Genomic DNA, 26,842 nt, shown 5'->3' with positions numbered 1-26,842 from the left:
GTACAGCACGAAAGTGGGGGTGATCGACCTGAAGAAAAAGTCGATCACCATGGGTAAAGGATGTTAAAAAGTGTTCACCATGTCCCCGAACACCTGTCTACCATGTCCCCGGACTGTACACCCACAGGGAGAGGGAGGATAAAGGATCACCCTTCGTGCAGCCCGCACTCGCGCTTCAGCCCGAAGAATCGCGTCTCTTCTTCCGCCATTCCCGGCTCCCATTTGCGCGTGGTGTGGGTGTCGCCCACTGACAGGTAGCCCTGGTCCCATAGCGGATGGTACTTGAGCCCGTGTTTTTGCAGGTACTGATACACCGTGCGGTTATCCCAGTCGATAATCGGCAGCACTTTGAACACGCCGCGCTGTACCGCCAGTACCGGTAAGGTTGCGCGGCTCCCGGACTGCTCGCGGCGCAGGCCGGCAAACCACGTTTGGGCATTCAACTCTTTCAGCGCCCGGTTCATCGGCTCAACTTTGTTGATCTCATTGTATTTTTCAATGCCCTCAACGCCCTGCTCCCACAGCTTGCCGTAGCGCGCCTCCTGCCAGGCCGCGCTTTCCGTTGCGCGGTAGACTTTGAGGTTCAGCCTGAGCTTGTCCGTCAGCTCGTCGATAAACTGGTAGGTTTCCGGGAACAGGTAGCCGGTATCGGTGAGGATCACCGGTATGTCCGGACGGATCTGATTCACCAGATGCAGGCTCACAGCCGCCTGAATACCAAAGCTCGACGAGAGCACATACTCTCCCGGCAGGTTTTCCAGCGCCCACGCTACGCGCCCTTCGGCGTCCAGCTTTTCAAGGTGAGCGTTAGTTTCTGCCAGGGCCAGAATGCGTTCGACTTTTGGCAGGTCATTAAGGGCGTTTAGATCGAGTACGGACATAATTACCTCTCGTGGTTACTCCCAGAAATCCCTTGCGGGATCGAGCACCGGGCGAATGATGCCCGCACGCACCGTAAAGTCGCCAAAGCCTTCACCCGCTTCGCGCTCTTTCGCCCAGCGCCCGACAAGCTCGTCGATGGAATCAAGAATTTCCGGCTCGGTGATGTTCTCGCGGAACATACGTGGAATACGCGTGCCGATACGGTTACCGCCCAGGTGCAGGTTGTAGCGACCCGGCGCTTTCCCCACCAGCCCCAACTCGGCCAGCATCGCGCGACCGCAGCCGTTCGGGCAGCCCGTCACGCGCATAACAATATGCTCGTCCGGAATACCGTGTTTTTCCAGAATCGCTTCCACTTTGTCAGTAAATGACGGCAGGAAACGCTCGGCTTCGGCCATCGCCAATGGACAGGTCGGGAACGACACGCAGGCCATCGAGTTTTCACGCTGTGGCTTCACCGCGTTCATCAACCCGTGCTCGCGCGCCAGCTCCTCAATTTTCGCCTTTTCGCTTTCCGGCACGCTGGCGACGATCAGGTTCTGGTTAGCGGTGATACGGAACTCGCCTTTGTGGATCTTCGCGATTTCCAGCAGACCGGTTTTCAGCGGGCGGCCCGGATAATCCAGAATACGGCCATTTTCAATGAACAGCGTCAGGTGCCAGTTATTGTCGATGCCTTTCACCCAGCCGATGCGATCGCCGCGACCGGTGAATTCGTAAGGGCGGATCGGCTCAAATTTGATCCCCGCACGACGCTCCACTTCCTCTTTGAACGTTTCAACGCCCACGCGCTCCAGAGTGTACTTGGTTTTCGCGTTTTTACGGTCGGTACGGTTACCCCAGTCGCGCTGGGTGGTCACTACCGCTTCCGCCACGGCCAGCGTGTGCTCCAGCGGCAGGAAGCCGAACTCGCTCGCGGTGCGGGCGTAGGTTTTCTTGTTACCGTGCTCAATAGACAGGCCGCCGCCCACCAGCAGGTTAAAGCCAATCAGCTTGCCGTTTTCGGCAATCGCCACGAAGTTCATGTCGTTGGCGTGCAGATCGATGTCGTTCTGCGGCGGGATCACCACCGTGGTTTTGAACTTACGCGGCAGGTAGGTCTGACCGAGGATCGGTTCTTCGTCAGTGGTCGCGACTTTTTCCTGATCGAGCCAGATCTCCGCATAGGCGCGGGTACGCGGCAGCAGGTGCTCGGAAATTTTCTTCGCCCACTCATACGCTTCGGCGTGCAGCTCGGACTCGTACGGGTTCGAGGTGCAGAGCACGTTACGGTTCATGTCGTTGGCGGTCGCCAGCGCGTCCAGACCCACGGAGTGCAGCATCTGGTGCACCGGCTTGACGTTCTTCTTCAGAATCCCGTGGAACTGGAAGGTCTGACGGTTGGTCAGGCGGATGCTGCCATAAATCGTGTTCTCACCCGCAAATTTGTCGATCGCCTGCCACTGTTTGGTGGTGATCACTCCACCCGGCAGGCGGCAGCGCAGCAGCATCGCGTGGCGCGGCTCCAGCTTCTGTTCTGCGCGCTCGGCGCGGATATCGCGGTCGTCCTGCTGATACATGCCGTGGAAACGGATCAGCAGGAAGTTGTCGCCTTTGAAACCGCCGGTCAGGCCGTCATTCAGATCTTCAGCAATGGTGCCGCGCAGATAGTTGCTTTCCAGCTTCATGCGCTCGGCGTCTGTCAGTTTACCTTCGACCACCAGTGGCCCTGGATGTTTTTCGCTCATTAGTAGACATCTCGCTGATAACGGCGCTCAACGCGCAGCTCACTTAAAAATTCATCCGCCGCTTCGGCATCCATACCGCCGAATTCGGCAATCACTTCCAGCAGTGCCTGCTCAACGTCTTTCGCCATGCGATTGGCGTCGCCGCAGACATAAATGTGGGCACCGTCATTGATCCAGCGCCACAGCTCTGCGCCCTGTTCGCGCAGCTTGTCTTGTACGTATACTTTTTCTTTCTGATCGCGGGACCAGGCCAGATCGATGCGGGTCAGTACGCCCTCTTTGACGTAGCGCTGCCACTCAACCTGGTAGAGGAAATCTTCGGTAAAGTGCGGGTTGCCAAAGAACAGCCAGTTTTTACCCGGCGCGTCGTCCGCGGCACGCTGCTGCATAAAGGCGCGGAACGGCGCGATGCCGGTGCCCGGGCCAATCATGATCACCGGAGTTTCCGGGTTCGCCGGCAGGCGGAAGTTGTCGTTGTGCTCGATAAAGACGCGCACCTCGCCCTCTTCTTCCACGCGGTCCGCCAGGAAGCTTGATGCTCCACCCGCGCGGGCGCGGCCTTCGATGTCGTAGCGTACCACGCCGACGGTAACGTGAACTTCGCTTTCCACTTCCGCCTGGGAAGAGGCGATAGAGTACAGGCGTGGGGTCAGCGGACGCAGCAGACCGATCAGCGCATCGGCATCCAGCTGTGCCGGAGAGAAACGCACCATATCGACAATCGGCGTCGTCGCGGCGTAATGCTGCAGCTTCGCTTTGTCGCCCACCAGCGGCAGCAGGGATTCGCTGCGCGTTAGGGTGGCATAATTCTCGACGATATTCGGGGTGTTCACCGTCAGCTCGAAATGCCACTGCAGCGCCTCTGAAAGTGGCTGGGTTTTGCCGTCAACGGTGACGGGCTCGTCACCCTTCAGCCACAGCAGTTCCACCAGCTCTTTCACCAGCGCCGGATCGTTCTGATACCAGACGCCCAGCGCATCGCCAGGCTGATAGCGCAGGCCGGAGTCGCCAAGATCGATTTCAATATGGCGCACGTCTTTTTCCGAGTCGCGGCCCGTAATTTTCTGGTTCACCGACAGGCTCGCCGTCAGCGGCGACTCTTTGGTGTACGGGCTGGTGTGGATCTCATTGACGGTGCCCGCAGCGGTCACCGCGGCCTGCGCTGGCGTCTCTTTCGGGACGCGGGCTTTCAACACCTCAACGATGCGCGCACGCCATTCAGCGGCGGCAGTCTGGTATTCCACATCCGCGTCCACGCGGTCCAGCAGGCGCTCCGCGCCCAGCTCCGCCAGCTTGCTGTCGAAGTCTTTACCGGACTGGCAGAAGAATTCATAGGAGGTATCGCCCAGGCCAAAGACGGCAAACGCCGTGCCGTTCAGCTTCGGCGCTTTTTTCGAGAACAGGAACTTATGCAGCGCCACCGCTTCTTCAGCAGGTTCACCTTCACCCTGGGTCGAGGCGACCATCACCAGCAGTTTTTCTGACGCGATTTGTTTGAATTTATAATCCCCGGCGTTGACCAGGTTCACGTTCAGTTTGGCGGCCAGCAGATCATCACGCAGCGCTTCGGCCACGCGGCGGGCGTTGCCCGTCTGCGAGGCGCTAATCAGCGTAATAGCAGGAATTTCCACGGCCGTTGCCGGTGCGCCAGCCACCGCGCCAGGCTGCTGGTTGAGCATTCCCCAGAAATAACCGGAGACCCAGGCAAGCTGAGTGGGAGAAAAATCAGAGGTGGCAGCCTGAAGGCGCGCCAGTTGCTCCGGGTTAAGGGGAAGCAAATTTGAAGGTGGGGCCTGTGTTGTCATGCGTCGTTATGTTCCAGTAGCCAAGCGGACTTTAAGCGAATAAATCCAAACTGAAGATAAGGTTAACGGCGTGGATAATAACAATTAAAGAAGGGATGGAAATAATAAATAACCAAATGGACTAACCTGTTTTAGTTATCGTTCTTAGCGATAAAAACGATTGAATAACCATTTGAAATAAAAGAATAAAAACCAATAATCACCCTGAATACCGGGCGTTCACGGTTCAGAGCCGTTTTAGTTAATGCTAAAAATTGTGCTTTCCGGTACTATGCGGCGGTTTTTTCCGCATTACTGAGAGCGATCATGTCCACCACACTGTTTAAAGATTTCACCTTCGAAGCCGCCCACCACCTTCCGCACGTTCCTGCAGGACATAAATGCGGCCGCCTGCACGGGCATTCGTTTATGGTGCGTCTTGAGATCACCGGTGAAGTTGATCCGCATACCGGTTGGATCATGGACTTTGCCGAGCTGAAGGCCGCGTTTAAGCCGACCTACGATCGTCTGGATCACTACTATCTCAACGATATTCCGGGTCTGGAAAACCCGACCAGCGAAGTGCTGGCAAAATGGATCTGGGATCAGATGAAGCCGCTGGTACCGCTGCTGAGCGCGGTGATGATCAAAGAAACCTGCACGGCAGGCTGCGTGTATCGCGGAGAGTAAAAAAAGCCCGGCAAAACCGGGCTTTTTTTTAGGCAATATTCAGATACTTGTGCGTCTGCATCGACAGGCGCCAGTTGCGCGCAATGCAGGTTTCAATGCACAGGCGCGTCGCATCCTCTTTCTGGCTGATCGGCTGCAGGGCGATTACCCGCTGCTTCTCATCCGTCAGCGTTGCCAGCAGTTCATCCAGCGCTTCGATATCACGTACGCGTCCTACCGGATGCTTAATTTCATCCGCGCGCTCCAGCGCCTGAGACAGCACGTCATACCCGCCACGCATATTCACTTTTGGCGATACCGTCACCCAGGTGGTGTGTGAACAGCGCACTTCATGGGTGCCGCTGGTCTCAATCTGGCAGCTGTAGCCGTTCTTTTCGAGCAGCTCGGTCAGCGGCGTCAGATCGTGAATGCAGGGTTCGCCGCCGGTGATGACGACGTGGCGAGCCGTCCAGCCCTGGCGACCAATTATGGCCAGCAGGTCTTCTGCACTGCCCGCGCCCCACTTATCGCTCTCTTTGGTTTTCGCCAGAATGCTAAACAGCGACACTTCCCGATCTGCGAGCTTATCCCACGTATGTTTGGTATCACACCAGGCACAGCCAACCGGGCAACCCTGTAAACGAATAAAGATAGCGGGAACGCCGGTAAAGTAACCCTCGCCTTGCAGGGTCTGGAACATCTCGTTAATCGGGTACTGCATAGTCATCTCAGTAAAGGGGATAAACGATAAGTATCGCAGATCCCCGTCGGATGGTCATGCTCCATCGGTGCTTTGCGCGCTAATCGCCGCCATAAAGCGCGCGGTAATTTGCTGTGGGCGGGTGATCGCCCCGCCGACAACGACAGTATGCGCGCCCAGCGCCAGACACCGGGCCGCGCGCTCGGGCGTATCCACGTTGCCTTCGGCAACCACGGGGACCGTCACGGCCGCCAGCACCGCTTTCAGGAACGCACAGTCATTCTCCGGAAGCGTATGGCCTGCCGTTTCCGCCGTATAGCCGTACAGCGTGGTACCGACGCAGTCAAAGCCAAGCGTCTGCGCCGTCACGGCTTCGTCTACGGTGGAAATATCTGCCATCAGCAGTACCGAGGGGTAACGTGAGCGGATGGCCGTGACCAGTGTTTCCAGGGATTCACCGCCAGGACGTTCCCGCGCCGTCGCGTCAAGGGCAATGATTTCCGGAGAGACGGCCATGAGCTCATCCACCTCTTTCATCGTAGCGGTGATAAATACTTCGCTCCCTGGATAGTCCCGTTTGATGATGCCGATAACCGGTAAAGATACCTGCTGCTTAATGGCCTCAATATCCACCACGCTGTTGGCGCGAATGGCGAAGGCTCCGCCCTGTGCCGCCGCCAGCGCCATTCGCGACATGATAAACGGGCTGTGCAGCGGTTCGTTTTCCAGCGCCTGACAGGAGACGACCAGTTTTCCCTTCAGGTTATCCAGTACATTTTTCATTACGATAAGATCTCTTCCACTTCGTTTTTGATAATCGTGACGTGCGGGCCATAAATGACCTGTACACCGTTACCGCGCACGATAACGCCGCGCGCGCCGGTGGCTTTCAGCGCCGCGTCATTCACTTTGCTGCCGTCTTTGACCGTCACGCGAAGCCGCGTGGCGCAGCAGTCCACCTCTTCCAGATTGTCTTTTCCGCCTAACCCGGCGATCACCGCCGCAGCGCGCTCGCTTTGCGGCAGGCTGACGTCATCAACCATCGCCTCCTTTTCACGGCCCGGCGTGGCGAAATCAAAGCGGTTAATCAGGTAGCGGAAGGTGAAGTAGTAGAGGAAGAACCACGGCACGCCGACCAGCGGAACGAACATCCAGTTGGTTTTGGCCTCCCCCTGCAATATGCCGAACAGCACGAAGTCAATAAAACCGCCGGAGAAGGTCTGCCCGATGGTGATGTGCAGCATGTGCGCGAGCATAAACGCCAGCCCGTCAAACAGCGCGTGAATGACGTAGAGCATCGGGGCAATGAACAGGAAGGAGAACTCGATGGGCTCGGTAATTCCCGTCAGGAATGAAGTTAACGCCGCGGAGAGCAGCAGCCCGGCAACGCGCTTTTTGTTCTCCGGTTTCGCCGTGTGGTACATCGCCAGACACGCGCCGAGCAGGCCAAACATCATCGTGATAAAGCGCCCGGACATGAAGCGTGACGTGCCTTCATAGAAATGCTGCGTGTTCGGGTCGGCGAGCTGAGCGAAGAAGATCCGCTGCGTGCCCTCAACCAGGTGGCCGTTGACGATCTCGCTGCCGCCGAGCGCGGTGGTCCAGAACGGCAGATAGAAGATGTGGTGCAGACCAAACGGGCCAAGCATGCGCAAAATAAAGCCGTACAGCAGCGTGCCAAGATAACCGGTGGCATCCACCAGCCCGCCCAGACCAAAAATAAGCTTCTGGAAATGCGGCCAGACCACGGTCATGATCGCGCCAACGAGTATTGCCGCCAGCGAGCTGATAATCGGGACAAAGCGCGAGCCGCCAAAAAAGCCCAGGAACTGTGGAAGCGCTATCTTATTAAACCGATGATGCAGCGCACATGTCACGAGACCAATCACCACGCCGCCAAATACCCCGGTTTCCAGCGTCTGAATACCCAGCGTCATGCCCTGCCCTACAGCGCCCGGGTTCTCGTGCGCCAGTTTGCCGGTGAGGATCAGCAGCGCGTTGATGGTGGCATTCATCACCAGAAACGCGAGTAGCGCTGCCAGCCCCGCCGTGCCCTTATCGTTTTTTGCCAGCCCGACGGCCACCCCAACCGCAAACAGCACCGAGAGGTTCGCAAACACAATCGAACCCGCACTGCTCATGATGGTGAAAATGGCCTGTAGCCAGCTCACATCTAAAAACGGATAGGCCGCCAGCGTATTGGGGTTCGATAACGCCCCGCCGATACCGAGCAGCAGACCCGCCGCGGGCAATACGGCGATAGGCAACATAAAGGATTTGCCAAAGCGCTGCGCTTTTTCAAACCATCCACCCGACGAAGCGCCACTGAATATTTGCATCATTTTTTCATCCCCTCATTAAAAGATGAAAATTTTTACCATATAAATATTTCATAGTGAAAATTATCATCACAAACCAGGAGGCCGATCATACTTTTTTAAAATGACTGGCATCTTTCCCCCGCTTTCCGCCACACTAGTCGCAGTGAAACACATTAAGGACGTGGCATGTCGGACCATGAAAACCTGCTGCTGAAGCTCCGCCAGGAGGCTTCCGGGTACAGCCCAACGCAACAAAAACTCGGTGAGTTTGTCCTCAGCGACCCTGCCCGGGTGCTCTACCTGACCATCACCGAACTGGCGCGAGAGAGCCACACCAGCGAGGCCAGCGTGACGCGTCTTTGCCGGACGCTGGGGTGCAAGGGGTATAACGAATTCAAAATGGCGCTGGCGCTGGATATTCAGCAGGGCCAGCCCGCGCGTCAGGCGGGGGATGAGATTGACAGCGTGGTGGATGAATCGGTGCAGGCTTTGCAGGATACCGCGAGACTCCTCGACCGCGCGCTGCTTGAAAAAGCCGCACTGGCGCTGCATCAGGCGCAGTCCGTGCAGATTTATGGCGTCGCGGCCAGCGCGATCCTCGGGGAGTATCTGCATTACAAGTTATTAAGGCTGGGTAAATCCGCACAGCTGTTTAGCGATATGCACCGCGCAGCCATGAATGCGACCACGCTTTCGGCAGAGACGCTGGTGGTGGCGATCTCCAGCTCCGGTTCAACGCGAGATTTACTTCACGTGGTGAAACTTGCCCGCAAGCGCGGGGTGAAGGTTCTGGCGCTCAGCAACACGCCCCGCAGCCCGCTGGCGTCTCTTAGCGATATGCTGCTGGTGGCCGCCAAGCCAGAAGGCCCTCTTAGCGCGGGCGCGCTCAATGCCAAAGTTGGGGTGATGCTGCTGGTCGAATTACTTACGACATCCATGATTGCGCTGGATGGTCATTACGCTGACGTCAGCCAGCAAACGGCCAGCGCCACGCTTCCTCTTCTGCTCTGAAAACCCTTCGCAGGCTAAATAAAATAGCCTGCGTTTTATTTTGCTCAATTTTACTTAAGCAGGGCTCAATTCATTTATATGATAAATGTTTGGTGTAACAAATTATTTTGTTTATTACAGTTTGAATTATTTCCATCGCGCCACCCAAGAGACAAAAACAGATTAAAATCATTAAGTTAAAATAAAAACATGAATAAATTGAATTTTTCCGCCTTCTGCAATGTCCAATATTTTCACCTGATTTCCTTTCCTTAAAATAAGCTTAAGACGCTGTCGGTCCCGGCGTTTTATTATTTAAACGCCGTTTACTTTTGCGCACCTACAATCCGCCTCATCAATCATAATGAGACGGTAATAATGAAGATGTTATTAATTACAGGCGTGACCGGGTTTCTGGGCGGTGCAGTACTTGAAAAAATCCTGACCAGCGATCAATCCGTAAAACTCCTTTTGCTTGCCCGTGCCGGCGATCCGCAAAGCGGGCTGGCGCGCGTGCAGGAGAACATGCGTAAGTTCAACATTTCTGAGGAGAAACTGGCCTCCCTGAGCGTGGATAATATCCTCATCGGCGACCTCAGCCAGCCGGAAGCCTTTCTGAACGATCCCCGTCTGGACCAGGTTACGCATGTCGTTAACTGCGCGGCAGTTGCGTCTTTTGGCAATAACCCGCTGATCTGGAAGGTAAACGTAGAGGGTACGCTAGCGCTGGCGCGCCGCATGGAGCAGGTCGCAGGGCTGCAGCGTTTCCTGCATGTAGGCACCGCAATGTCATGCACGCCGGAGCAGGATTCGCTGGTCGCCGAAAGTGCGGAATTCAGAGAAAACGCTGAACACCTGGTGGAATATACGTATTCGAAGTCAACCATCGAACAGCTGATGCGCCAGGAATGTCCTAACCTGCCGCTGCTCATCGCCCGTCCGTCCATCGTCGTCGGCCATACCCGCCACGGCTGCACGCCGTCGAGCAGTATCTTTTGGGTCTTCAGCATGGGCCTGATGCTGCAGAAGTTTATGTGCTCGATGGAAGACCGGATCGACGTTGTCCCGGTAGATTATTGCGCCGACGCAATGTTAATGCTGCTGAGCAGCAACGCGCGTCCGGGGGAAGTGGTACACATTTCAGCCGGGGAAGAGAACAGCGTTCGCTTTGCGGATATCGATCGGGCAATGGCGCAGGCGCTGGAGAAAGCGCCCGTTGGCGATAAGTACGCGCAGGTCAGCTACGAAACGCTGGTCAAAATGCGCCGTGAACTGAAAACCATTTTTGGTCCGTGCAACGAACGTCTGATGCTGAGAGCGATGCGCTTATACGGTGCCTTTGCCACGCTGAACGTGCGCTTCAGCAACGATAAGCTGCTCAGCATGGGGATGCCGAAGCCACCTCGTTTTACGGATTATATCGCCCGCTGCGTGCAAACCACCCGGGGACTAACCATTCCCGAGCAGATGGCGGTCGATTTTAAATAACCAAAAAAAATGCCAGTCATTCGACTGGCATTTTCATGTTAAGGCTTAAGCAATTATGCCTGACCTTTGATCTCTTTACGACCGTTGTAAGGTGCTTTTTCACCCAGCGCTTCTTCGATACGAATCAGCTGGTTGTATTTAGCAACACGGTCAGAACGGCTCATAGAACCGGTTTTGATCTGGCCAGCAGCGGTACCAACAGCCAGGTCAGCAATGGTCGCGTCTTCAGTTTCGCCAGAACGGTGAGAGATAACAGCGGTGTAGCCAGCGTCTTTCGCCATTTTGATCGCAGCCAGCGTTTCGGTCAGAGAACCGATCTGGTTGAATTTGATCAGGATGGAGTTAACGATGCCTTTCTCGATGCCTTCTTTCAGGATCTTAGTGTTGGTTACGAACAGATCGTCACCAACCAGCTGGATTTTGTCGCCCAGTACTTTGGTCTGGTATGCGAAACCATCCCAGTCAGACTCGTCCAGACCGTCTTCGATAGAAACGATTGGGTACTGTTTGGTCAGGTCTTCCAGGAAGTGGGTGAACTCTTCGGAGGTGAACGCTTTGTTGCCTTCGCCAGCCAGAACGTATTTACCGTCTTTGTAGAATTCAGATGCTGCACAGTCCATCGCCAGGGTGATGTCTTTGCCCAGCTCGTAGCCTGCTGCTTTAACCGCTTCAGCGATAACAGCCAGTGCTTCTGCGTTAGAACCCAGGTTTGGCGCGTAGCCACCTTCGTCACCAACAGCAGTGTTCATACCTTTAGCTTTCAGAACTTTAGCCAGGTTGTGGAACACTTCAGAACCCATACGAACCGCTTCTTTCAGGGTTTTCGCGCCAACTGGCTGAATCATGAATTCCTGAATATCAACGTTGTTGTCTGCGTGCTCACCACCGTTGATGATGTTCATCATTGGTACAGGCATAGAGTATTTGCCTGGGGTGCCGTTCAGTTCAGCGATGTGCTCGAACAGTGGCATACCTTTAGCAGCGGCTGCTGCTTTGGCGTTCGCCAGGGAAACGGCCAGGATTGCGTTCGCACCGAAGTTAGATTTGTTTTCAGTACCGTCCAGATCGATCATGATCTTGTCGATGCCAGCCTGATCTTTGGCATCTTTGCCAACGATAGCCTGAGCAATAGGACCGTTAACAGCGCCAACCGCTTTCAGTACGCCTTTGCCCATGAAACGGGATTTGTCGCCATCACGCAGTTCCAGCGCTTCACGGGAACCCGTAGAAGCACCTGATGGAGCAGCTGCCATACCGACGAAACCACCTTCCAGATGAACTTCGGCTTCAACGGTCGGGTTACCACGGGAGTCGATGATTTCACGACCGATGACTTTAACGATTTTGGACATTAGATTTTCCTCAGTACAAGTTAAACTAAAACTCCAGACAAACAACGCGTACCGTTGGTACGCGTTGCCGTTCTAACTTTTTTACTTCGCCTGACGCTTCTGGTACTCGCTGGCGGCTTTCACGAAGCCTGCAAACAGCGGATGTCCATCACGCGGCGTTGAAGTAAATTCCGGGTGGAACTGGCAGGCAACAAACCACGGATGGTTTGGCACCTCGATGATCTCGACTAACTGATCGTCCCCGGAGCGACCCGCAACACGCAGGCCCGCGGCTTCAATTTGTTTCAACAACATATTGTTGACTTCATAGCGGTGACGATGGCGCTCGGTGATGACCGGCTCGCCGTACAGCTTGCGAACCACGCTATCGTCGGACAGCTGGCAGGCCTGCGCGCCAAGACGCATAGTGCCACCCAGATCGCTCTTCTCGGTACGGACTTCGACGTTACCGTCTTCGTCGCGCCATTCCGTAATCAGCGCCACGACAGGGTACTTACAGTCTGGCACAAATTCCGTAGAGTTCGCGTTTTCCATTCCCGCTACGTTGCGCGCAAATTCGATCAGCGCAACCTGCATACCCAGGCAGATGCCGAGGTATGGAATATTGTTTTCACGCGCATAGCGTGCAGTGGCGATCTTGCCTTCAACACCACGGTAGCCGAAGCCGCCAGGGATGAGGATAGCATCCAGATCTTTCAGAATTTCAACGCCACGTGTTTCAACATCCTGCGAATCAATCAGCTTGATGTTGACGGAGACGCGGTTCTTCAGACCACCGTGCTTCAGCGCTTCGATAACGGACTTATAGGCGTCCGGCAGTTCGATGTACTTGCCGACCATACCGATAGTCACTTCGCCTGCCGGGTTCGCTTCTTCATAAATAACCTGTTCCCATTCAGACAGGTTAGCTTCCGGACAGTTCAAGCTGAATCGTTTACAAATATAATCGTCCAGACCCTGTGATTTCAACAGGCCCGGGATTTTATAAATGGAATCGACATCTTTCATTGAAATAACGGCTTTTTCAGGCACGTTACAGAACAATGCAATTTTCGCACGTTCGTTCGCTGGAATGGCACGATCGGAACGGCAAACCAGGATGTCAGGCTGAATACCGATGGAGAGCAGTTCTTTAACGGAGTGCTGAGTCGGTTTGGTTTTCACTTCACCTGCCGCCGCCATGTAAGGCACCAGCGTCAGGTGCATGAACAGCGCGTGTTCACGACCAATGTCTACCGCCAGCTGACGAATCGCTTCGAGGAACGGCAGGGATTCGATATCACCCACGGTACCACCGATTTCAACCAGCACAACGTCATGCCCTTCGCCACCGGCAAGGACACGCTCTTTGATGGCGTTAGTGATGTGTGGGATAACCTGCACGGTCGCGCCCAGGTAGTCACCGCGGCGCTCTTTACGCAGAACGTCAGAGTAGATGCGGCCAGTCGTAAAGTTGTTACGACGGGTCATTTTGGTACGAATGAAACGCTCGTAGTGGCCAAGATCCAGATCGGTTTCAGCGCCGTCTTCAGTAACGAACACTTCCCCGTGTTGGGTTGGGCTCATGGTGCCAGGATCGACGTTGATGTACGGATCCAGTTTCATCATGGTCACATTGAGGCCACGGGCTTCAAGAATGGCTGCGAGGGAGGCTGCGGCAATGCCTTTACCCAGAGAGGATACGACCCCGCCGGTCACAAAAATATAGTTCGTTGTCATGCTGAACCTGAGAAGTTAGGGTGAAACGATGGAATAACCAGGACGGGAAAGTAGTATACCCGAACACGGCGAGCGCCACAAACTTTCATTCTCCGTCTCCATTCCAGGCCATGACAAACATAAGGAGTGAGAAAATAGCCCCTTTTGGGTAAATGTTTTTGACGCAAATCAAGCGCTTGTCATTTAAAAAATCACACAAATTGCGCTTGATCGCTAAATTCCGTTAGAGATCAGATTCCTGGCGTTTTACTTCCTGCCAGACTTCTTCCATCGCGTCGAGGTCAATTCCGGTCATTTCCAGGCCGCGCGAGGCCACAATCCGCTCGACTTCACGAAAGCGTCGTTCGAATTTCAGGTTGGCTTTTTGCAGCGCGGTTTCAGCTTTTACCCCTAGATGGCGAGAAAGATTGACGGTGGCGAACAGCAGGTCGCCCATCTCTTCCTCCAGCTTTGCTTCATCGACCACTGCCTGCTGCGCTTCGTGCATCACTTCGTCGATCTCTTCATGCACTTTATCCAGCACGGGTCCCAGGGAATCCCAGTCAAATCCTACCGCCGAGCAGCGCTTTTGAATTTTGTGGGCGCGCATCAGCGCGGGTAGGCTCAGCGGGATGTCGTCCAGCGCAGAGTGCTGGGACTTTTCAGCGCGCTCGGCGCTTTTAATCTGCTCCCAGCGGGCCAGCACCTCTGCGCTGTTTCCTGCAGTGGCATCGCCAAAGATATGCGGATGGCGGCGCTCCAGCTTGTCGCTGATAGCGGCACAGATATCGTCAAAGTTAAAGCGCCCTTCCTCCTGCGCCATCTGGGCGTAGAACACTACCTGGAACAGCAGGTCGCCGAGTTCACCGCGCAGGTCATCGAAATCCTCGCGTGAAATGGCGTCCAGCACCTCATAGGTCTCTTCGAGGGTATAAGGTGCGATGGTCGCGAAAGTCTGCTCCTTGTCCCACGGGCAGCCGTTTTCCGGGTCGCGCAGGCGTTTCATGATGCCGAGCAGGCGGTCGATTTGAGTCATAGTTCTGTCCTGATGAAAAAATGCCGGGTGGCGGCGTTGCCTTACCCGGCCTACGGAAAAGGATGTTTAGCCGCCGTGCAGACGACGCGCGTCAATCACATCCGGCACCTGGTTCAGTTTGCCCAGCACGCGGCCGAGCACCTGCAGGTTGTAGATTTCGATGGTCATATCGATGGTGGCAAGCTGCTCGCGGGTATCGCTGCGGCTGGCAACGCCCAGCACGTTGACCTTCTCGTTGGCGAGAATGGTGGTGATGTCGCGCAGCAGCCCGCTGCGATCGTTGGCGGTGACGCGCACCACCAGCGAGTAACCGGCGGAGTAGCTCTCACCCCAGACCGCTTCCACGATACGCTCCGGCGCGTGGGACTGCAGCTCCGCAAGCTGGTCGCAGTCGGAGCGGTGGATCGAGATCCCGCGCCCCTGGGTGATAAAGCCGACGATATCGTCCCCCGGAATCGGCTGGCAGCAGCGGGCAATGTGGTGCATCAGGTTGCCCACGCCCTCGACCACCACGCGGCCGTTGTCTTTGCTGCGCTGCTGCGGGGCATAGGTTTTCTGCTGCAGCTGCTTCAGCGCCGCCGCGTCCTGCTCTTCCGCGCTAGGCTTGTTGAACTGGGCCTGCAGGAAGTTGACCATCTGATTCAGACGGATATCACCGCCGCCAATCGCCGCCAGCAGCTCGTCCAGCTCGTTGAAGTTGTAGCGCGGCAGCAGGAATTTCTCTGCTTCTTTCAGGCTGATCCCGATATGCTCCAGCTCGTCGTCAAGGATCTGGCGACCGGCAAGAATGTTTTTGTCACGATCCTGCTTGCGGAACCAGGCGTGAATTTTGGAGCGCCCGCGGCTGGTGGTGACGTAACCGAGGTTCGGGTTAAGCCAGTCGCGGCTCGGGTTTGGCTGCTTCTGGGTAATGATTTCAATCTGGTCGCCCATCTGCAGCTGATAGGTAAACGGCACGATACGTCCGCCGATCTTCGCCCCGATGCAGCGGTGCCCCACGTCGCTGTGAATGTGGTAGGCAAAATCGAGCGGCGTGGAGCCAGCCGGCAGGTCGACAACGTCCCCTTTCGGGGTAAAGACGTAGACGCGGTCATCAAAGACCTGGCTGCGCACTTCGTCCAGCATCTCGCCGGAATCGGCCATCTCTTCCTGCCACGCAATCAGCTTACGCAGCCAGGCGATGCGGTCTTCGTGGCCGGAGCGTGCCCCGCCAGAAGTGCCCTCTTTGTACTTCCAGTGCGCGGCTACGCCCAGCTCGGCGTCTTCGTGCATCTGTTTGGTGCGGATTTGAATCTCGACCGTTTTGCCGCCGGGGCCAAGCACCACGGTATGAATGGACTGGTAGCCGTTCGGTTTTGGGTTCGCGACATAGTCGTCAAATTCATCCGGCAGGTGGCGGAAGTGAGTATGTACTATCCCCAGCGCGGCATAGCAGTCCTGCAGACGCTCCGCCACGATACGCACGGCGCGCACGTCAAACAGCTCGTCAAAGGCGAGGTGTTTCTTCTGCATTTTGCGCCAGATGCTGTAGATATGTTTTGGTCGACCGTAGACTTCGGCGCGGACGTTCTCTTCTTTCATGGCCTGACGCAGGCCGCTGACAAACTCGTCGATATAGTGCTCACGATCGATACGGCGCTCATGCAGGAGTTTGGCAATGCGCTTGTATTCTGCCGGATGCAGATAGCGGAAGCAGTAATCTTCCAGCTCCCATTTCAGCTGACCAATACCTAAGCGGTTCGCCAGCGGCGCATAGATGTTCGTACACTCTTTGGCGGCCAGCACGCGCTCGTCTTCCGGCGCATCTTTCACTTCACGCAGGTGGGCAATACGCTCGGCCAGCTTGATGACCACGCAGCGAAAATCATCCACCATGGCCAGCAGCATCCGGCGGACGTTATCAACCTGCTCAGAGGAGACGGAATCGGTATGCGCGGCTTTTAGCTGGCGAATGGCCGCCATATCGCGCACGCCGTGGATCAGCGCAACGACGGATTTGCCGACGCTGTCGCGCAGCACATCCTCGCTGACCACATCCGCATCCGCGAGGGGGAAGAGCAGCGCGGCCTGCAGCGTTTCGATGTCCATGTTCAGCATGGACAAGATTTCAACCATCTCCACGCCGCGCCATAAGAGAAGATCGGCATCCGGGTGTCCCTGCGTGGTGCGCAGACAGTAGGCCCAGGTTTCGGTTAAGCGTTCACACGACTGCTGGCTGGAAATTCCCAGACTTGCGATCCATTTTTGTGGGTCAAACTCCCCAGCTTTATTGAGATGTGCACTTCTTACCGCAACCATTGTCCTCTCCTTTAGGGACCAGGGCCTGTCGAAGTCGACAAGCCAAACAAATTAGATGTGCTCGAACAACGCCATCGATTCCAGATGTCCAGTGTGCGGGAACATGTCCAACATTGCCAGACGCCGAATCTGGTAACCCGCGCTGATTAACGCCTCACTGTCACGGGCAAGCGTTGCCGGGTTACAGGAAACATAGACCACGCGCCTGGGCGCGAGTTTAATAATATGCGCCATGACGCCTGGGGCACCTGCACGCGCCGGGTCGAGCAGGATTTTGTCGAAACCCTGCTTTGCCCACGGCTGTTGAGTGACATCTTCCTCAAGATTTTGATGAAAGAATGTCACATTTTGCAAGCCGTTCTGCTCTGCGTTTTCCTGACCTTTGACCACCAGCGCCTCAACGCCTTCCACCCCGACCACGCTTGCCGCTCTGCGCGCCAGCGGCAGGGTAAAGTTACCCATGCCGCAGAACAGATCGAGCACACGGTCAGTGGGCTGTACGTCAAGCCATTCCAGGGCCTTCGCCACCATTTGCTGGTTTATGCCGTCGTTGACCTGGATAAAATCACGCGGACTGAACGTTAAGCGTAGCCCGTCTGACGCATACCAGGGAGCTTCGCCCGATACCTGTTCAAGTATCTCGCTTTGCGGCGCAAGGAAAAGCGCAAGCTCATGAGAATGCGAAAAGCGTTCCAGTTTTTCGCGATCTTTTTTCGACAGCGGCGCAGTGTGGCGCAGCACCATCAGCGGGCCGTTGTTCGCCAGCACCAGTTCAACGTGGCCCAATGAACGCACCCCGTCGAGCGATGCAAGACAGCGGTGCACGTCCGGAAGCAACGCCTCAAGATGGGGCACCAAAATGGGGCACCGCTTCACGTCAACAATATCGCTGGAGGCCGCTTTGCGAAAACCCATCTCCAGCCGCTCCGTTTTGGGCTGATAGCTCAGGCTCAGGCGCGCGCGGCGGCGATAGCCCCAGGGCTCATCGGCGATAATCTCGTCAACTTCGTGTTTAAGGAGGCGCGCCAGCGCGCGGCTTTTACTTTTTTGCTGTAATTCTGTGCTCGCATGCTGTTGCTGGCAGCCTCCGCACACGCCAAAATGTGGACAGCGGGGCTCCACGCGCTCCGGGCTCGCGTTGAGGCGACGCTTCACCTGTCCGCGCGCGTACTGACGCTTGTCTTCCGTCAGCGTAATTTCTGCTCGTTCTCCTGGCAGCAAACCTGTTATAAACAGAGTCTTACCGTTGTGACGAGCCACTCCCTGACCAAACGGATCAAGGTCCGTGGCTTCAACAGTAATGATTTGACGCGTCGTCACGCGTCGCTTTGCAGAGTAGAATTGCGCCATCGCCGAGATTTTTCTCACATAAACATAATTATCTTAATTGTCCCATAACGGAACGCCATGACCAACTACAGCCTGCGCGCGCGCATGATGATTTTGATCCTCGCCCCCACCGTTCTCATCGGTTTGCTGCTGAGTATCTTCTTTGTGGTGCACCGCTATAACGATTTGCAGCGACAGCTGGAGGATGCAGGCGCCAGCATTATCGAACCGCTTGCCGTCTCCAGCGAGTACGGCATGAACCTGCAAAACCGCGAATCCATTGGGCAGTTAATCAGCGTACTCCACCGCCGCCACTCGGATATCGTCCGCGCCATTTCCGTCTACGACGAACATAACCGCCTGTTTGTCACCTCAAACTTTCATCTCGATCCGACCACGCTGAAGATCCCTGACGGTACGCCCTTCCCGCGCCATCTCACCGTGTTGCGGCGCGGCGATATCATGATCCTGCGCACGCCGATCGTGTCGGAAAGCTATTCACCCGATGAGTCTGCGCAATCCGATGCCAAATCCAGCAATAACATGTTGGGATATGTAGCGCTTGAGCTGGATCTCAAGTCGGTACGGCTGCAGCAGTACAAAGAAATTTTTATCTCCGGCGTGATGATGCTGTTCTGCATTGGTATTGCGCTGATCTTCGGCTGGCGTCTGATGCGCGACGTCACGGGCCCCATCCGCAACATGGTTAATACCGTTGACCGCATCCGTCGGGGACAGCTCGACAGTCGCGTGGAAGGGTTTATGCTGGGCGAGCTTGATATGCTGAAAAACGGCATTAACTCGATGGCGATGTCGCTGGCGGCCTATCACGAAGAGATGCAGCATAACGTTGACCAGGCCACCTCTGACCTGCGCGAAACGCTGGAGCAGATGGAGATCCAGAACGTTGAGCTGGATCTGGCGAAAAAGCGCGCTCAGGAAGCGGCGCGTATTAAGTCTGAGTTTCTGGCCAATATGTCGCACGAGCTGCGTACGCCGCTGAATGGCGTGATCGGCTTTACCCGCCTGACTCTGAAAAGCGAGCTCAACCCAACTCAGCGCGATCACCTGCACACCATTGAACGTTCGGCCAATAACCTGCTGGCGATCATTAACGACGTGCTGGACTTCTCCAAGCTGGAGGCGGGTAAACTGATTCTGGAGAGCATCCCGTTCCCGCTGCGCAGTACGCTCGATGAAGTGGTGACGCTGCTCGCGCACTCGTCGCACGACAAGGGCCTTGAGCTAACGCTCAATATTAAAAACGACGTGCCGGACAACGTTATTGGCGATCCGCTGCGCCTGCAGCAGGTCATTACCAATCTTGTCGGGAATGCCATTAAATTCACCGAAAGCGGCAACATCGACATCCTGGTAGAAAAACGCGCCATCAGTAATAACAAGGTGCAGATTGAGGTTCAAATCCGCGATACCGGTATCGGCATTCCGGAGCGGGATCAGTCGCGTCTGTTCCAGGCCTTCCGCCAGGCAGACGCCAGCATTTCCCGCCGCCATGGCGGTACCGGACTGGGGCTGGTGATCACGCAGAGGCTGGTAAACGAGATGGGCGGCGATATCTCTTTCCACAGCCAGCCAAACCGCGGCTCAACCTTCTGGTTCCATATTAACCTCGACCTCAACCCGAACGTGCTGACCGACGGCCCGGTGACGGACTGTCTGAAAGGTAAGCGCCTGGCCTACGTCGAGCCTAACGCGGCAGCGGCGCAGTGCGCGCTGGATATCTTAAGCACCACGCCGCTGGAGGTGGTTTACAGTCCAACCTTCTCAGCCCTGGCCGTTGATCATTACGACATTCTGCTGATGGGGATCCCGGTGACCTTTACCGGCGAGCTGACCATGCAGCAGGAGCGGCTGGCGAAAGCCGCGTCGATGACCGACTATCTGCTGCTGGCGCTGCCCTGCCACGCCCAGCTTAATGCGGAAGAGTTGAAAAACGACGGGGCGGCCGCGTGCCTGCTTAAACCACTCACCGCGACCCGCCTGCTGCCCGCCCTTACGGAGTATTGCCGTCTTAGCCAGCACGCACTGCCGTTGATTAACGACGAGCAAAAACTGCCCATGAGCGTGATGGCGGTGGATGATAATCCGGCAAACCTGAAGCTAATCGGCGTATTGCTGGAAGACCAGGTTCAGCATGTTGAGCTGTGTACCAGCGGCGCCCAGGCGGTTGAACTGGCTAAACAGATGCAGTTCGACTTAATTCTGATGGATATTCAGATGCCGGGCATGGATGGCATTCGTGCCTGCGAGCTGATCCACCAGCTCCCACATCAGCAGCAAACCCCGGTGATTGCGGTCACCGCGCATGCGATGGCCGGTCAGAAAGAGAAGCTGCTGAGCGCCGGGATGAATGATTACCTGGCGAAACCTATCGACGAAGAGAAGCTTCATAACCTGCTGTTACGCTATAAGCCGGGGCACATTGGCGGAACATATACGGTTTTCAGCGAGCCGGTTGAGGTAAGCGTTAATCAAAATGCGACCTTTGACTGGCAGCTGGCGCTGCGCCAGGCGGCAGGGAAACCCGATTTAGCGCGGGAGATGCTGCAAATGCTGGTCGCGTTTCTGCCGGAGATCCGTAATAAGGTTGAAGAACAGCTGGTGGGCGAGAACCCGGAAGAGCTGCTGGAAGCGATCCACAAGCTGCACGGCAGCTGCGGCTACAGCGGCGTACCGCGGCTGAAAAACCTCTGCCAGCTGCTGGAGCAGCAGCTGCGCGCGGGTACGCCGGAATCGGAGCTTGAACCGGAGTTCCTGGAACTGCTGGATGAGATGGATAACGTGACGCGGGAAGCGATGAAGGTGTTGGGGAGCTGAGGGAAAAGCCCGGTGGCGCTACGCTTACCGGGCCTACAGGTGCGCTAACGTAGGCCGGGTAAGGCGAAGCCACCACCCGGCAATCACAGTTAAAATGCCTGCCCTACTTTCAGCACCGCCGCGATATTCCTTGCGGCCATCTGTACATTCGCGCTGGCATTTTCCAGCGCGTCCTCCAGCGAGCAGATGGTGTAGATCACGCTAAACACCGCGTCTAAGCCGTGATCGTGTACCACGCCAACATCCGCCGTCAGGCTGCCTGCAATGCCGATAACGGACTTATTAAAGCGTTTCGCCACTTTCGCCACCCCTACCGGCACTTTGCCGTGGATCGTCTGGCTGTCGATGCGGCCTTCCCCGGTGATCACCAGATCCGCATCGGCCACCTGGTCGGCCAGGTGTAGCGCATCGGTCACAATCTCAATGCCCTGGCGCAGCTGTGCACCACAAAAAGCGTACAGCGCCGCGCCCATGCCACCCGCCGCACCGCCGCCAGCAAGGTTGAGCACATCAATGTCCAGATCCCGGGCAATGACTCTCGCATAGTGCGCAAGCGCGTAGTCCAGGGTGACGATCATCTCGGGTGTGGCGCCCTTTTGCGGGCCAAATACCGCTGACGCGCCATCCTTACCGGTGAGCGGATTCGTCACATCGCAGGCGACTTCTATCCGGCACTCCGCCAGACGCTGGTCGAGGCCGCTCAGGTCGATCCGCGCAAGCTTATCCAGCTCGCCCCCACCCTGCCCCAGCGGCTGTTCATTGTCGTCCAGCAGCTTCGCCCCCAGCGCCTGCACCATCCCGGCGCCGCCGTCATTGGTGGCGCTGCCACCGATACCGATGATGATATGCTTAACGCCCGCATCCAGCGCGTGCCGGATAAGTTCCCCCGTGCCCCAGGAGGTCGTTTTCAGAGGGTCACGCAGTGAAGGGGCTACCAGTTCCAGACCGCTTGCCGCCGCCATTTCAATAAAGGCGCTCTGCTCGTCACCAGATATCCCATAAAACCCGTCCACGCGCTCGCCCAGCGGACCGGTCACCGGAACGTGCACAATGCGTCCCCGGGTTGCCGCGATCATCGCCTCAACCGTGCCTTCACCGCCATCAGCGACCGGCAGTTTGACGTACTCCGCCTCAGGGAAAATCTCGCGAAAACCGCGCTCGATCGCTGTCGCAACCTCAAGCGCACTCAAACTTTCCTTATACGAGTCCGGTGCGATAACAATTTTCATAAGCCATCCTTACGCATAGTCGTTACGTTAAGCATACACCACGTAGGAAACCGCTCATGGGAGCGGTCCCAATGCGTTTATCGTACCATGCACGGACGTTTATTGTCGAATGTCCAGTCAGGGATCAGGTACTGCATCGCCATCGCGTCGTCGCGCGCGCCCAGACCGTGTTTTTGATACAGCTCGTGTGCTTTCATTACCTGATCCATATCCAGTTCAACGCCCAACCCCGGCGTGGACGGCACCTGCACCATGCCACCTTTGATCTCAAACGGCTCTTTGGTGAGGCGCTGGTTACCCTCCTGCCAGATCCAGTGCGTATCGATAGCGGTAATGGTGCCCGGCGCGGCGGCGGCAACGTGGGTAAACATCGCCAGCGACACGTCAAAATGGTTGTTGGAGTGCGAGCCCCAGGTCAGGCCAAACTCGTGGCACATCTGCGCCACGCGCACCGAGCCCTGCATTGTCCAGAAGTGCGGGTCCGCCAGCGGGATATCCACCGATTGCAGAGAGAGCGTGTGCCCCATCTGACGCCAGTCGGTGGCGATCATATTGGTCGCGGTCGGTAGCCCCGTAGCGCGACGGAATTCCGCCATGACTTCGCGGCCCGAAAAGCCTTGCTCAGCCCCGCACGGATCTTCCGCGTACGCCAGCACGCCTTTCAGCTGCTTGCCAATATCGATCGCTTCATCAAGCGACCACGCGCCGTTCGGATCCAGCGTCACGCGCGCCTGCGGGAAACGTTTTGCCAGCGCGGTAATGGCTTCCGCCTCCTCTTCCCCCGCCAGCACGCCGCCTTTCAGTTTGAAATCATTGAAGCCATATTTTTCATAGGCGGCTTCTGCCAGCCGCACCACCGCATCCGGGGTCATCGCTTCTTCGTGACGTACGCGGTACCAGTCACATTGCTCATCCGGCTGGCTCTGATACGGCAGCGGCGTCAGCTTGCGGTCGCCGACAAAGAACAGATAGCCGAGCATCTCCACTTCACTGCGCTGCTGGCCCTCGCCCAGCAGCGACGCGACGTTAACGCCCAGGTGCTGGCCCAGCAGATCCAGCATCGCGGCTTCAATGCCGGTCACCACGTGGATAGTGGTGCGCAAATCGAAGGTTTGCAGACCGCGGCCGCCGGCATCGCGATCGGCAAAGGTATTGCGCACGGTGTTGAGGACATTTTTGTACTCACCCAGCGTTTTGCCCACCACCAGCGGAATGGCATCCTCCAGCGTTTTGCGGATCTTCTCCCCGCCCGGAATTTCTCCCACGCCGGTATGGCCGGCATTGTCTTTGATAATGACAATATTGCGCGTGAAGAACGGCGCATGCGCCCCGCTCAGGTTCATCAGCATGCTGTCATGACCTGCGACCGGAATAATTTGCATGGAGGTGACGACAGGGGTCGTAAAAGTACTCATCGTGTAATCCTTTTATTAGTGACGTCCAAAAACAGGGCGCTTACGGTCAAATGTCCAGCCGGGGATAAGGTACTGCATCGGGCCCGCGTCGTTACGCGCGCCGCCTGGTAGCTTTTTATACGCCTCATGGGCTTGATGAACCTGATCCCAGTCAAGCTCCACGCCCAGCCCCGGCGCATCGGGTACGGCAATTTTACCGTTTTTGATCTCCAGCGGATTTTTCGTCAGGCGAGCTTCGCCTTCCTGCCAAATCCAGTGGGTGTCGATGGCGGTCGGGTTACCCGGCACCGCCGCGCCAACGTGGGTAAACATTGCCAGCGAGATATCGAAATGGTTGTTGGAGTGGCAGCCCCAGGTCAGGCCCCAGTCATCGCACAGCTGCGCCACGCGCACCGCGCCGGAGAGCGTCCAGAAGTGCGGGTCTGCCAGCGGAATGTCGACGGCGTTTAGCATCACCGCGTGGCCCATTTCGCGCCAGTTGGTGGCGATCATATTGGTCGCAACCGGCAGCCCGGTGGCGCGGCGGAATTCCGCCATCACCTCGCGGCCTGAGAAGCCCTGCTCGGCGCCGCACGGGTCTTCCGCGTAGGTCAGCACGTCCCCGAGACCTTTACACAGGCTAATCGCCTCATCCAGCAGCCAGGCGCCGTTCGGGTCAACGGTGATGCGCGCCTCCGGGAAGCGTTTTTTCAGCGCCCGGGCCGTGTCAATCTCCTGCTCGCCGGGCAGCACGCCGCCTTTCAGCTTGAAATCCTTAAAGCCGTAGCGATCCTGCGCAGCTTCAGCCAGCCGGACCACCGCCTCGCCGGAGAGCGCTTCCTGATGGCGCAGCTGATACCAGTCGTGGTCGCCCGGTGAGCGAGCCAGATAGGGGAGATCGGTTTTATTGCGATCGCCAACGTAGAACAGATAGCCCAGCACGGTGACCGCATCGCGCTGTTTGCCCGGCCCCAGCAGTTCACAGACCGGAACGTTAAGGGCTTTACCGAGTAAATCCAGCAGCGCAGCTTCCAGGGCGGCGACCGCATTGACGCGCAGTTCAAACGTCCACGCGCCCTTGCCGAAGGTATCAAAGTCCGCCGACTGATTGCCCTTATGCACCCGCTGAACCACCTTGTTCAGACGAGCCACTTCCTGGCCCACGACCTGTGGAATAGCCTCTACCAGGGTCTGGTAGATCACTTCCCCGCCGGGGGCTTCACCTACCCCGGTATTGCCTGCACTATCGGTCAGCACCACGATATTGCGGGTAAACCATGCGTTATGCGCGCCGCCAATATTGAGCAGCATGCTGTCCTGACCGGCCACCGGGATAACTTTCATTTCCGTGACGATAGGGCTTGATTGTGTTGTCATCATCCGCGATCCACAACAGGTTTAAGTTCGACGCGTTTAATATCGCCCACCAGCACCAGGTAACTCAGCACCGCCACCAGGGCATGCACACCAACGTAGATTAGCGCGCCGTTGAAAGACCCCGTGGTGCCGACGATGTAGCCGATAGCGATAGGCGTGACAATCCCGGAAACGTTGCCGAACATATTGAACAGACCGCCGCTCAGGCCGCTGATCTCTTTCGGTGCCGTATCCGCCATCACCGCCCAGCCCAGCGCGCCAATCCCTTTGCCGAAGAAGGCCATCGCCATAAAGCCGATAATCATCCACTCGGCACTGACGTAGTTACAGAACACCATGGTCATGGAGAGCAGCATGCCGAGCACAATCGGCGTTTTACGCGCGATGTTCAGCGAACCCGTGCGGCGCATCAGCCAGTCGGAAATGACCCCGCCAAGCACGCCGCCGATGAAGCCGCAGATTGCCGGGACCGAGGCAACAAACCCCGCTTTGAGGATCGACATGCCGCGCGCCTGCACCAGATAAACCGGGAACCAGGTGATAAAGAAGTAGGTTAAGGCGTTGATACAGTACTGGCCGAGATAGATACCGATCATCATGCGCGAGCCGACGAGCTGCTTGATCTGCGCCCATTTCTGGCTGAAGGGGACTTTTGCTTTGTCAGATTTCTGATCCATATTGATCAGCGCCCCGCCCTCAGCAATGTATTCCAGCTCCTTCTTGTTCACGCCAGGGTGCTGATTCGGTTCGTGGATCACTTTCAGCCAGATAAAGCTGATGACGATCCCAAGCCCGCCCATAAAGAAGAAGACGTGCGACCAGCCCACCTCATGCGTCAGCCAGCCCATAATGGGCGCAAAGATCACCGTCGCGAAATACTGGGCGGAGTTAAAAATTGCCACCGCTGTTCCCCTCTCCTGCGCAGGAAACCAGGCCGCGACAATGCGGCTGTTGCCCGGGAAGGAAGGCGCTTCAGCTAACCCCACCAGGAAGCGCAGCGTGAAGAGCGCCACGATAATGCCAAAGCCGCTGAAGATATCGACGAAACCCTGCAAAAGGGTAAAAGCAGACCAGATAAAGATGGACCAGAAATAGACGCGTTTAGAGCCAAAACGGTCCAGCAGCCAGCCGCCAGGAATTTGGCCGATGACGTAGGCCCACGAGAATGCAGAGAAAACGTAACCCATGCCCACCGGATCAAGGCCGATGTCTTTTGCCATTTCCGAGCCGGCAATCGACAGCGTGGCGCGGTCACCATAGTTAAAGGACGTGACGATAAACAGCATCACCACTATCCAGTAGCGGGCGTTAGTGCGCTTTTCTGCGCTGCTCGCTGCGTGGCTTAATGTACTCATTGTTGCACTCCTGAAACATAGCTTTCGCCTGTTCATTCTGTACAGCACCGGTAGGGTAATCAGAATGAGATAAGTTTTGTCGTTTTAGTACGGCCTGAAGCCGTTTTATTGTGACCGGAGAAGTATATGAAGGAGTGACAGGTTCGCTCACCGTGCAGAAACACAACATTGAGGAGTGTGGGGAACGTGGTTTGAGGCATAAGCCCAAAGCAGTGGAAGATACTTCACGGAATTGAGGATTTGATGCGGCTTTGTTGCCGGGTGGCGGCTACGCCTTACCCGGCCTTGTATTATCCTCCCGTACAGAAAGAACCGGCCAGTTCTTTCTGTCAGGCAGTCCACATGCCGTACCCGGCCTTAGGCCACGAGCCTGTG

General features: G+C 56.6%; 20 protein-coding genes. 5 read left to right on the top strand and 15 right to left on the bottom strand.

The features are described 5' to 3' along the window. The coding region (locus ACMWL8_RS23915; protein WP_240516136.1) for a hypothetical protein at positions 1 to 67 on the top strand (67 nt) is incomplete at its 5' end. Between the two features lie 79 nt (positions 68 to 146). On the opposite strand, the gene cysH is transcribed toward ACMWL8_RS23915, so the two are convergent. Genes cysH through cysJ form a run of 3 tightly spaced genes read right to left on the bottom strand, consistent with a single transcriptional unit; the run spans position 147 to position 4,414 of the window. Then, entirely contained in the window at positions 147 to 881 is a 735-nt protein-coding gene (cysH, locus tag ACMWL8_RS23910; protein WP_008499616.1) for a phosphoadenosine phosphosulfate reductase, read from the bottom strand. A 15-nt stretch (positions 882 to 896) separates the two neighbouring features. Then, a complete protein-coding gene (gene cysI, locus ACMWL8_RS23905) occupies positions 897 to 2,609 on the bottom strand; it encodes an assimilatory sulfite reductase (NADPH) hemoprotein subunit (protein WP_045261277.1) in 1,713 nt (570 codons plus the stop codon). Beyond that, on the bottom strand, positions 2,609 to 4,414 hold the full coding sequence (gene cysJ, locus ACMWL8_RS23900) for an NADPH-dependent assimilatory sulfite reductase flavoprotein subunit (RefSeq protein WP_041908421.1): 1,806 nt from the start codon (positions 4,412 to 4,414) through the stop codon (positions 2,609 to 2,611). Before cysJ ends, cysI begins: the two co-directional genes overlap by 1 nt. A 306-nt stretch (positions 4,415 to 4,720) precedes the next feature. Between cysJ and queD the strand changes: the two genes are divergently transcribed. Further along, entirely contained in the window at positions 4,721 to 5,083 is a 363-nt protein-coding gene (queD, locus tag ACMWL8_RS23895; protein ID WP_003862700.1) for a 6-carboxytetrahydropterin synthase QueD, read from the top strand. A 28-nt stretch (positions 5,084 to 5,111) separates the two neighbouring features. Here the strand turns inward: queD and queE are convergent, their stop codons facing one another. From queE to ACMWL8_RS23880, 3 genes are read right to left on the bottom strand one after another with little or no spacing between them, the layout of a single operon-like run. Then, positions 5,112 to 5,783: a 7-carboxy-7-deazaguanine synthase QueE gene (queE, locus tag ACMWL8_RS23890; RefSeq protein WP_028014249.1), complete on the bottom strand. Its 672-nt coding sequence runs from the start codon at positions 5,781 to 5,783 to the stop codon at positions 5,112 to 5,114. A 54-nt stretch (positions 5,784 to 5,837) separates the two neighbouring features. Next, entirely contained in the window at positions 5,838 to 6,545 is a 708-nt protein-coding gene (locus tag ACMWL8_RS23885) for an N-acetylmannosamine-6-phosphate 2-epimerase (RefSeq protein ID WP_045261276.1), read from the bottom strand. Continuing rightward, complete coding sequence (locus ACMWL8_RS23880) at positions 6,545 to 8,104, bottom strand: maltose/glucose-specific PTS transporter subunit IIC (protein ID WP_045261275.1); 1,560 nt, start codon at positions 8,102 to 8,104, stop codon at positions 6,545 to 6,547. Before ACMWL8_RS23880 ends, ACMWL8_RS23885 begins: the two co-directional genes overlap by 1 nt. 165 nt (positions 8,105 to 8,269) lie before the next feature. On the opposite strand from ACMWL8_RS23880, the gene ACMWL8_RS23875 reads away from it, so the two are divergent. Then, entirely contained in the window at positions 8,270 to 9,094 is an 825-nt protein-coding gene (locus ACMWL8_RS23875; RefSeq protein WP_028014252.1) for a MurR/RpiR family transcriptional regulator, read from the top strand. 357 nt (positions 9,095 to 9,451) lie between these two features. Then, positions 9,452 to 10,561, top strand: a complete 1,110-nt coding sequence (locus ACMWL8_RS23870; protein ID WP_041908416.1) for an SDR family oxidoreductase — start codon at positions 9,452 to 9,454, stop codon at positions 10,559 to 10,561. A gap of 53 nt (positions 10,562 to 10,614) precedes the next feature. Here ACMWL8_RS23870 and eno read toward each other — a convergent pair whose 3' ends face one another. The 5 genes from eno to rlmD all read right to left on the bottom strand — a co-directional run bounded on the left by eno (position 10,615) and on the right by rlmD (position 18,295). Continuing rightward, complete coding sequence (eno, locus tag ACMWL8_RS23865; protein ID WP_006811784.1) at positions 10,615 to 11,913, bottom strand: phosphopyruvate hydratase; 1,299 nt, start codon at positions 11,911 to 11,913, stop codon at positions 10,615 to 10,617. 81 nt (positions 11,914 to 11,994) lie between these two features. Further along, positions 11,995 to 13,632, bottom strand: coding sequence for a glutamine hydrolyzing CTP synthase (gene pyrG / locus ACMWL8_RS23860; RefSeq protein ID WP_028014254.1), 1,638 nt, complete (start codon positions 13,630 to 13,632; stop codon positions 11,995 to 11,997). Between the two features lie 223 nt (positions 13,633 to 13,855). Continuing rightward, on the bottom strand, positions 13,856 to 14,647 hold the full coding sequence (mazG, locus tag ACMWL8_RS23855; RefSeq protein WP_045261274.1) for a nucleoside triphosphate pyrophosphohydrolase: 792 nt from the start codon (positions 14,645 to 14,647) through the stop codon (positions 13,856 to 13,858). Between the two features lie 66 nt (positions 14,648 to 14,713). Then, positions 14,714 to 16,945 (bottom strand): GTP diphosphokinase, encoded by a 2,232-nt coding sequence (relA, locus tag ACMWL8_RS23850; protein ID WP_028014256.1) that lies wholly within the window; start codon positions 16,943 to 16,945, stop codon positions 14,714 to 14,716. 51 nt (positions 16,946 to 16,996) lie between these two features. Next, the gene (gene rlmD / locus ACMWL8_RS23845; RefSeq protein WP_045261273.1) at positions 16,997 to 18,295 is read right to left on the bottom strand and encodes a 23S rRNA (uracil(1939)-C(5))-methyltransferase RlmD; all 1,299 of its coding nucleotides are present in this window, start codon (positions 18,293 to 18,295) and stop codon (positions 16,997 to 16,999) included. Positions 18,296 to 18,352: 57 nt separating this feature from the next. Here rlmD and barA point away from each other — a divergent pair, with 57 nt between their 5' ends. Next, positions 18,353 to 21,112 carry a two-component sensor histidine kinase BarA gene (barA, locus tag ACMWL8_RS23840; RefSeq protein ID WP_041908411.1) on the top strand — a complete coding sequence of 920 codons (2,760 nt, stop codon included), beginning with the start codon at positions 18,353 to 18,355 and terminating at the stop codon, positions 21,110 to 21,112. A gap of 89 nt (positions 21,113 to 21,201) precedes the next feature. Here the strand turns inward: barA and ACMWL8_RS23835 are convergent, their stop codons facing one another. The 4 genes from ACMWL8_RS23835 to gudP form a co-directional block, all read right to left on the bottom strand. Beyond that, the gene (locus tag ACMWL8_RS23835; RefSeq protein WP_045261272.1) at positions 21,202 to 22,341 is read right to left on the bottom strand and encodes a glycerate kinase; all 1,140 of its coding nucleotides are present in this window, start codon (positions 22,339 to 22,341) and stop codon (positions 21,202 to 21,204) included. A gap of 77 nt (positions 22,342 to 22,418) precedes the next feature. After that, positions 22,419 to 23,756: a glucarate dehydratase gene (gudD, locus tag ACMWL8_RS23830; protein WP_045261271.1), complete on the bottom strand. Its 1,338-nt coding sequence runs from the start codon at positions 23,754 to 23,756 to the stop codon at positions 22,419 to 22,421. A 15-nt stretch (positions 23,757 to 23,771) separates the two neighbouring features. Further along, positions 23,772 to 25,112: an enolase C-terminal domain-like protein gene (locus tag ACMWL8_RS23825; RefSeq protein ID WP_052683026.1), complete on the bottom strand. Its 1,341-nt coding sequence runs from the start codon at positions 25,110 to 25,112 to the stop codon at positions 23,772 to 23,774. Beyond that, positions 25,112 to 26,467, bottom strand: coding sequence for a galactarate/glucarate/glycerate transporter GudP (gene gudP, locus ACMWL8_RS23820; RefSeq protein WP_045261269.1), 1,356 nt, complete (start codon positions 26,465 to 26,467; stop codon positions 25,112 to 25,114). Before gudP ends, ACMWL8_RS23825 begins: the two co-directional genes overlap by 1 nt. Positions 26,468 to 26,842: the final 375 nt, after the last annotated feature.

Source organism: Enterobacter sp. 04-C-12-SI-ECC (assembly GCF_047530715.1).
GTDB lineage: Bacteria > Pseudomonadota > Gammaproteobacteria > Enterobacterales > Enterobacteriaceae > Enterobacter > Enterobacter bugandensis.
The sequence above is the reverse complement of the archived record's forward strand: the minus strand, read 5'-3'. Positions and strand labels throughout refer to the sequence as shown.

What these genes read in the sequence shown, in the direction of transcription:
- cysH (WP_008499616.1), bottom strand. Translation starts at nt 881, where the DNA reads ATGTCCGTACTCGATCTAAACGCCCTTAATGACCTGCCAAAAGTCGAA.
- cysI (WP_045261277.1), bottom strand. Translation starts at nt 2,609, where the DNA reads ATGAGCGAAAAACATCCAGGGCCACTGGTGGTCGAAGGTAAACTGACA.
- cysJ (WP_041908421.1), bottom strand. Translation starts at nt 4,414, where the DNA reads ATGACAACACAGGCCCCACCTTCAAATTTGCTTCCCCTTAACCCGGAG.
- queD (WP_003862700.1), top strand. Translation starts at nt 4,721, where the DNA reads ATGTCCACCACACTGTTTAAAGATTTCACCTTCGAAGCCGCCCACCAC.
- queE (WP_028014249.1), bottom strand. Translation starts at nt 5,783, where the DNA reads ATGCAGTACCCGATTAACGAGATGTTCCAGACCCTGCAAGGCGAGGGT.
- ACMWL8_RS23885 (WP_045261276.1), bottom strand. Translation starts at nt 6,545, where the DNA reads ATGAAAAATGTACTGGATAACCTGAAGGGAAAACTGGTCGTCTCCTGT.
- ACMWL8_RS23880 (WP_045261275.1), bottom strand. Translation starts at nt 8,104, where the DNA reads ATGATGCAAATATTCAGTGGCGCTTCGTCGGGTGGATGGTTTGAAAAA.
- ACMWL8_RS23875 (WP_028014252.1), top strand. Translation starts at nt 8,270, where the DNA reads ATGTCGGACCATGAAAACCTGCTGCTGAAGCTCCGCCAGGAGGCTTCC.
- ACMWL8_RS23870 (WP_041908416.1), top strand. Translation starts at nt 9,452, where the DNA reads ATGAAGATGTTATTAATTACAGGCGTGACCGGGTTTCTGGGCGGTGCA.
- eno (WP_006811784.1), bottom strand. Translation starts at nt 11,913, where the DNA reads ATGTCCAAAATCGTTAAAGTCATCGGTCGTGAAATCATCGACTCCCGT.
- pyrG (WP_028014254.1), bottom strand. Translation starts at nt 13,632, where the DNA reads ATGACAACGAACTATATTTTTGTGACCGGCGGGGTCGTATCCTCTCTG.
- mazG (WP_045261274.1), bottom strand. Translation starts at nt 14,647, where the DNA reads ATGACTCAAATCGACCGCCTGCTCGGCATCATGAAACGCCTGCGCGAC.
- relA (WP_028014256.1), bottom strand. Translation starts at nt 16,945, where the DNA reads ATGGTTGCGGTAAGAAGTGCACATCTCAATAAAGCTGGGGAGTTTGAC.
- rlmD (WP_045261273.1), bottom strand. Translation starts at nt 18,295, where the DNA reads ATGGCGCAATTCTACTCTGCAAAGCGACGCGTGACGACGCGTCAAATC.
- barA (WP_041908411.1), top strand. Translation starts at nt 18,353, where the DNA reads ATGACCAACTACAGCCTGCGCGCGCGCATGATGATTTTGATCCTCGCC.
- ACMWL8_RS23835 (WP_045261272.1), bottom strand. Translation starts at nt 22,341, where the DNA reads ATGAAAATTGTTATCGCACCGGACTCGTATAAGGAAAGTTTGAGTGCG.
- gudD (WP_045261271.1), bottom strand. Translation starts at nt 23,756, where the DNA reads ATGAGTACTTTTACGACCCCTGTCGTCACCTCCATGCAAATTATTCCG.
- ACMWL8_RS23825 (WP_052683026.1), bottom strand. Translation starts at nt 25,112, where the DNA reads ATGACAACACAATCAAGCCCTATCGTCACGGAAATGAAAGTTATCCCG.
- gudP (WP_045261269.1), bottom strand. Translation starts at nt 26,467, where the DNA reads ATGAGTACATTAAGCCACGCAGCGAGCAGCGCAGAAAAGCGCACTAAC.